The organism is Kerstersia similis, from assembly GCF_965139615.1.
Classification (GTDB): Bacteria; Pseudomonadota; Gammaproteobacteria; order Burkholderiales; family Burkholderiaceae_B; genus Kerstersia; species Kerstersia similis.
The window spans coordinates 1-5,439 of the sequence record NZ_CBCSIQ010000046.1 but is presented as its reverse complement, the minus strand read 5'-3'; the positions used below and the strand labels follow the sequence as shown (position 1 = coordinate 5,439).

The 5,439-nt window shown below is 49.7% G+C and carries 3 protein-coding genes and 1 pseudogene; 2 read left to right on the top strand and 2 right to left on the bottom strand.

Annotated features, from left to right (window positions below; translation table 11 throughout):
- Positions 1-176: pseudogene (locus ACNA1V_RS17250) on the bottom strand (IS3 family transposase); the annotation flags it as partial.
- A gap of 1,211 nt (positions 177-1,387) precedes the next feature.
- On the opposite strand from ACNA1V_RS17250, the gene ACNA1V_RS17245 reads away from it, so the two are divergent.
- Positions 1,388-3,103, top strand: coding sequence for an HsdM family class I SAM-dependent methyltransferase (locus ACNA1V_RS17245; protein WP_415834808.1), 1,716 nt, complete (start codon positions 1,388-1,390; stop codon positions 3,101-3,103).
- On the opposite strand, the gene ACNA1V_RS17240 is transcribed toward ACNA1V_RS17245, so the two are convergent.
- Positions 3,081-3,980, bottom strand: coding sequence for an AccI family restriction endonuclease (locus tag ACNA1V_RS17240; RefSeq protein ID WP_415834807.1), 900 nt, complete (start codon positions 3,978-3,980; stop codon positions 3,081-3,083). The genes ACNA1V_RS17245 and ACNA1V_RS17240 overlap by 23 nt on opposite strands.
- 770 nt (positions 3,981-4,750) lie before the next feature.
- Here ACNA1V_RS17240 and ACNA1V_RS17235 point away from each other — a divergent pair.
- Positions 4,751-5,290: a P-loop NTPase family protein gene (locus tag ACNA1V_RS17235; RefSeq protein ID WP_415834806.1), complete on the top strand. Its 540-nt coding sequence runs from the start codon at positions 4,751-4,753 to the stop codon at positions 5,288-5,290.
- The last annotated feature ends 149 nt before the right edge of the window (positions 5,291-5,439 follow it).

Here is a 5,439-nt window from a genome sequence, read left to right as displayed (position 1 = left end):
CCGCTGTCGATCTCGCTGCGCTTGACCCAATCCAGCAGCGTGGCCGGCACGCAACCGATCTTCGGCGCAATGGATTCGACGGCCGCCCACAGCGACGGATACTCCCCACGGTGCTCCTGTACCAGGCGCACAGCGCGTTCGCGAACCTCAGGGGAAAACTTGTTCTGCTTGCTCATAGTGGCTCCATTTTCTCAAAGAGTGGAGCCTCCGCAAAACCCGGGACGATTCAGCCTGCTCAAGGTGATACACCAGTTTTTTTGGATATATGCGAGACCGAGGCATCAAGCACAGCAGTCTCTATAGGTGGTTGCCATCGAAGTACAATGCACGTGCTAGTCGCTTGAGCAACCACAGGTTTTGCGAAGGTCGGTTGGTTCAAGCCAGGAGGAACGTGGTGGCCATATTGATGCTTTGCTGCAGGCTTTTGTCAAAGGAGACAATCGGTTTGCATAGCCGTGTTCGGTTGTACCGGCGCATCCTATTGTGTGGTGGCTAGTGTTACGAATTCGCTGGTTTTCGAAGGCGCACGCCTGTATATAAGTTGATACTTACATTTTCAGTTGATGGTCGCTTTCAACATATTGTCATAGCTCTTGTCTTCGCCACCCTACGGAGGTTGACTGCTTATATTAGCTAGCTGGTCGATGTTTCGGGTGGAACATACTGCGGTCCCTGCCCGACCAGTGGGCCAAGGCATCAGCCTTCGGTCGGTGTTTACTAAGGCCTGCTTGTGGCACTGAAAGTGAAGTTCGTCAATGGTGGGGGTGGCACACCAGTCCACGTGTGTGGAGCAATCACGCTGATGACGCAGGTCACGCACGGCTTGCCTTGCTAGGTCGCGACATAGGCAAGATCCGACACTACTTCGCTGGTATGACGGTTGAGACATGAGCACTCGGTTAACATAGCTTAGCGAGCATGGCATCAAAATATTGGGTAGCGTAGTTCGGATCTTTTCGCCCCAGTACTGACTCTAAAGACCCTTGGCACGTATAAGGCGTTCTACCGTGCAGTGCGCAATACAGACATTGCAATACAGACATTCTTATGAATCATCAGTACTCGAACTGTATCAACATCGTAGCGCTCTCAGTTGGTAGCAGCCACGTAGGGTATCAGCCATCGGCGCCTCGTCCTGCCCTGCTCGGGGCACTACGCCACTCGAGATGAGTGCGCCCATAACATGCGAGGTGGCCTTGGCAGCTAGTCTGCCACTTGGCTAGCGCTAGCTAAAGAAAGCTGCAGGGCACTAATTATAACTTTATCTTTTTGATTATCACCGTTATCTGCTATTTATAATTTTACGGTGAATAGACGAGAGTACTGATTTCGGATGCGATGAGTGAGACGCGCAAACCGGGATAGATGAATTACTACGAGGCAATTGATGGCAAAAGCTGGGGCAAAGAAGGACAGGCTAATTAATATTGATGATCTCGAAGAATTGAACATCGAATGGCCAATAGACAGCACTGAGACCCCGGAACAAATTTATGTCCGTGTGGCTCCAAGAGACCGGCGTTCTTTCTTGGGACAGTTTTTCACACCAGTGCCTCTTGCGAAGTTGATGGCTAATTGGATAACGAGCGTCAAACCCGAGACCGTGCTTGACCCCTCCGTGGGCCCTGGAATATTAACTCGAACGGTCCGCGAATCGTTACCAGATGCAAAAATTACCTGCATAGACATTGATCAGGCACCATTGCAACTAGCACGCATGTCAATGGCTAAAGACAAGTTGGTAAATTTTATCAAGGGAGATTTCCTGACAGTAGAGCTGTCCCAGTTCGATGCAATTTTAGCAAATCCACCATATTTGCGCCATCAAAACTTGTATTACGACTTTGATGTCCATACTGTGGTCGGAAATAAGAATGGGGTCAAACTGTCTCGCCGTTCCAATCTGTATGTACTTTTTATACTAGAGATCTGTCGAAAGCTGCGAGATGGTGGGCGGGCATCTATTATCGTACCGGCTGAATGGATGAATGCAAACTTCGGAGCAGCCATTAAGAAATTTTTTCATTCGACTGGTTATTTGCGGCAACTGATTTATTTCTCGCACGATACATTTACATTCGAGGATGCCTTAACCACCGCAGCGATATTATTGATCGAAAAAAGCCCAAAAAACCTCGATAGCCTCGACGTTATTTACGTTGAAGAAGCCGTATCAATGCCAGACCTAGAATCATTAATGGCCGGGAGAATCTCCGAATTACCTGGTGTAAAGAGAGAACATATCCCATGGCATATGCTTCTAGCCACTCAAAAGTGGGACCAACTTTTTGCAATGGGATCACATAAAAAAAGTGACCATCTCATCGTGGTTGAGACCTTAGCAAAAAGTCGCCGTGGCATTGCTACTGGAGCAAATGACTTTTTTCATTTAAGGCCTTCCCAAACTACAGCTTATGGCATTCAAAAACACAATCAGAAAATCTGCATTGGTCGTGCTCAGGATGTTAAAGGCCTGATTTTTTCGAAAGAGGATCTCTTTCAACTAGAAGACGATGATGCACGGACGCGGTTGATTTCGTTCGGCCCAGACTTATCTCCCGCAGAAAATGATTATATTTCTGAGGGTATCGCACAGAATCTGAATACACGCTATTTATTGGCAGCGCGCAGCCCATGGTATTCAATGGAGAATCGAGACCCAGCACCTATTTGGGCTGCTGTTTTCAGCCGGGGAAATCTTCGATTTGTTCTTAATGCTGCAGGCGCTTACAATTTGACCACCTTTCACTGCTTATACCCTAACGGCCTGAGCAGCCGACAGGTGAAGGCATTGGTAGCACTTTTGAATGCTGGCCCTATCCAAGAGCGTGCGATGAGGCACCGCCGCGTCTATGGCGGCGGTCTGGCCAAATTTGAGCCGAAGGATTTGCTTCAATTAGAAGTACCAGATATCAGATGCCTGCCTGAGGCTACCTTGGATGAAATCATTTCGCTGTTTGTTTCATGGGATCGGGAGTTTCGTAACACCCCGGATTTCTGTCCGACGGAGCTGAATCTACTAGCAGCACGCTTGATCGATCAGCCCACGACATCCCTCCGGCAGGTTACGATGAATCGCTTTACGCAAGAAGCACTTTTCTGAGCCTTTCTTTACTGATTTCTACTTTCCCACCGACCGGCTTTACGAATGCATCAACCCTTCCTAGGCGGGTGCATCTTGTCTCCACCTGGAAAGCGGGAGGTTCTTTGAAGGTACCTATTTCCACGCCAGTCGTAATCGGTATCATAATCGTAGATTTTAATTGACTTTTCGCTGGGGTTTCGATCTTAAATCCAGCCCCTGATCCGATGGTGCGAAAAATATCGAGGACATTTATACCCCATATGGAATCGAAAAAGACTTGGCAATAAGACTGTGATACGCCGTATCTTTCTATCCAGCGGTACACAATTACTAGATCTTCAACCTTAACTGTGAAGCTCGGAGTAGGCCGATCTGACTTTTTTCCGCTTGCAGAGTCTTCCCTCCGAACTTGCATATACTGGAGTGCCTTGAACTTGCTCGATCGGACTTCGATTGCAGCAATCGAGTCTGCTACATATTCGTCTGACCTCTCGCGTGGCAGGGCAGAGATATCAGCAGGAGGAGCTATCTCTACCGGCAGCACTAGCAAGTCTGGACGCTTTCCATACTTACGTACCTCTTCCAGGCCGGCAGTATAGAGTTCAGTGAAACCATCTTCCCCTGCAGCCAGCGAATCAGTGTTGCCATACTGGGCGACGGCCCAGCTATCTCTATAGTTCGTTTGGATTGCGCTAGTAACTATACCCTCGGCCCAATCGCCCATCGCACGATTTGCGAGGAATTCTGATCGTGCATCTGTTGGTGGCCTGGGCTTTTTTTCGGGTGGAGGCCCCTCTCCGCCAAACTGAAGGTATTTCTCTTGAATACCTTTCTCTCTTAGCACGACGACCACATCGTCCTTTACTTGCGCCAGATGGTTCAAATATTTATTCATGTCTTTATGTGATTTTTTAACTACATTTTATTATGGTATCACTCGACATTATTTTACGAAACTCGCTGTGTTGTTTTTTACTAGCCCAGCAAAATTCTGTTTAAGTCATAATCGAGGAAAGAGGACAGGATCAAGACGATATGACCCGTCCTAGCAGTCAATGACTTTTCATAGGCTTTGTAGTCGTGCGCCGCCTGGCGGTCATCTCCGATATAGCTACATTGCCGGGTCATGCCAGAGACTGCCCGTTCCAAGACGTTACGGAATGCCAGCAAAGCTTCGTGTATCAGCTACAAGATAGAAAATTTCGTTTTCTGCCCCGCTGCCCATGCCATGCAGCTAGGTACCTCCTTTTTTTTACTTTCGAGCCTACCCCTAACTGATGCCGAAATCTGCTTAACACCCAGTGTGAACAATCTTCCTTCATGATGCCCCCCCCCGGCAAGCTGTGCCAAGGCAACGCAACCAGACCGATATTCAATCTTTCTCTGTTGTACTCGACACCTTCTGCCTGGATCCACGGCATGGATGTGTCGCCACCAATACACGCCCGAAGAAACCGACGGCCACAGCCTTCCAAATGCGGTTTTACAATCATGGGGCTCGAAACCTGGCCCTGGGCGAATTGGCCTCAACACCGTCGCTGCATGGCGTTAACGCGACAACGTCCGGGCTTGTTTTTCTGAATACGTCCACGGGCTTCCCGGTGTGTGCCAGTATCAACCCACCATACGGATTGCGTCATCAACCTCGCCATGACAGGAAAGCGTATGCGCGACTCTACGCGTCTCGATGATCTGGGGCCCCGTATCTGTATCATGGGGCCGTCGAATAGCGGCAAATCCACCTTGGCGGTTGCTATCGGGCGGGCACGGGGTTTGACGCCCATCCATCTCGATGTGCTCTACCACTTGCCCAACACAGATTGGCATCCCCGTCCGTATGAGGATTTTGTCGCGCTGCATGATGAGGTGATTGCAGGGACGAATTGGGTGATCGAAGGCAATTATTCCCGATGTTTGCCACAACGCTTGGCACGCGCGACCGGACTCATACTGTTGGACGTTCCCAGCCTGACGAGCCTGCTGCGCTACATGCGCCGGTCATGGTTCGAACGCAATCGTCTCGGTAGCCTTGCTGGTAACAAGGACAGCGTCAAATGGGCCATGATTCGCCACATCACCGTCACGACCCGGGCTAACCGGAAGCATTACGACGAGATTTTCGAGCACATCAACTTGCCAAAGATCAAGCTTTCATCCACCCGCGAACTAGCTGAGTTCTATCGGCGGGAAAGCCTGGATCGCTGAGTCGCCCCCCAGCCAATCCATACGGCACCTGTCGTGGTCAAGTATCAGTGGACACTGGGATAGGGAATTTCAGGTAGTGGCTTTTTCGTAATCGGTCGGCGAGCGGTATCCGAGTGTGGAATGCAGCCGTTGGGTGTTGTAAAAGCCGA

Coding starts and splice junctions, on each gene's coding strand:
- ACNA1V_RS17245 (WP_415834808.1), top strand. CDS start 1,388: ATGGCAAAAGCTGGGGCAAAGAAGGACAGGCTAATTAATATTGATGAT.
- ACNA1V_RS17240 (WP_415834807.1), bottom strand. CDS start 3,980: ATGAATAAATATTTGAACCATCTGGCGCAAGTAAAGGACGATGTGGTC.
- ACNA1V_RS17235 (WP_415834806.1), top strand. CDS start 4,751: ATGCGCGACTCTACGCGTCTCGATGATCTGGGGCCCCGTATCTGTATC.